1 protein-coding gene is annotated in these 1,249 nt (G+C 71.4%); it reads left to right on the forward strand.

Annotated elements, in window-relative coordinates:
• The first annotated feature begins 301 nt into the window (after positions 1-301).
• Entirely contained in the window at positions 302-961 is a 660-nt protein-coding gene (locus AB0G02_RS35300) for a winged helix-turn-helix transcriptional regulator (protein WP_360803317.1), read from the forward strand.
• The last annotated feature ends 288 nt before the right edge of the window (positions 962-1,249 follow it).

Genomic DNA, 1,249 nt, shown 5'->3' on the forward strand with positions numbered 1-1,249 from the left:
GGCCGGTACCAGCCCATCCGCGCGGGGGGCGGTCGTTCAGTCCGTGGAGGACGTGCACTCCGCCGGCGCGTTCCGCTCGCGCGGGCTGGGGGTCCCGCGATGGAGTCGGAACGCGGCATCGACACGGAGTCCGGCCCCCGCGACAACGGGCGGCGACACGGCCTGACGGGGCGCGGTCAACGGCACCCCCCGGTTTCGGTCCGCTTCGACTTCGTCAACCCCGGAGCCTACCGGGGTTTGGTCCTAAAAAGCAACCAACTGATGTGAAATCCGTATCAAGTTCTGACTAGACTGGGTACTCGTGACCACCAGGCGCAGGTATGACGACGGGTGCTCGACGGCGCACGCGCTCGACCTCGTGGGCGAGCGGTGGGCGCTGCTGGTCGTCCGCGAGCTCCTCTTCGGCGCCAAGCGGTTCACCGACCTGCGGGCCGGGTTGCCCGGCGCGAGCCCGAACGTGCTGTCGCAGCGGCTGCGCGAGCTGGACACGGCGGGCGTCCTGCGCCGCCGCAGGCTCCCCCCGCCCGCCGCCGCGTGGGTGTACGAGCTGACGCCGTGGGGGCAGCAGCTGGAGACCGTCGTCGCCGCGCTGGGCATGTGGGGCTCGCAGTCGCCGGCGATGCGCGGCGACGGGCCGATCAGCGTGGACTCGATGATGCTCGCGCTGCGGACCCTGTTCGCCCCCGCGCGGGCCGACGGGCTGACCGCCGACGTGCTGGTGCGCCTGGGCGAGGACGGCTTCCGCGCCACCGTCACGCCGGAGGGCCTGCGGCTGGTGCGGGAACCGGTCGACGAGCCCGACGCGGTCCTCGACACCGACACGGTGACGCTCAACGACGTGCTGTGCGGGCGGCGCGAGCTGGAGGACGCCGTCGCGGCCGGGGACCTGGAGGTGCGCGGTGACGACGCCGTCGCGCTGCGGTTCCTCACGCTGTTCCCCTTCCCCGAGCCGGTGGCGTAGCGGGAGGTCGACCGGCGCACCGGACCGAGCACCCCTCACGAATGCGTGGCGGCGCCCGGTTGAATCGTTACCATCCCACGCGTCGCCGCCCGTGGCACGCGTTCCGAGGGGGAAACCGCACGGCCGTAACACCTTTCCCCTACTTGCACTTCTCCGACGTTGCGGATTTCCCGCCCGTGCCCGGCGAACCGCCGTTGGGCTTTCCGAAACGGCGCGGCCGGGCACCGTTGTGGTACCTGCCCACCAAAAAGTTGTATTTTGTGGGGTATTAGTTGGGCCGTGCGGCGA

This window comes from Actinosynnema sp. NPDC023658 (genome assembly GCF_040639995.1).
Lineage (GTDB): Bacteria > Actinomycetota > Actinomycetes > Mycobacteriales > Pseudonocardiaceae > Actinosynnema.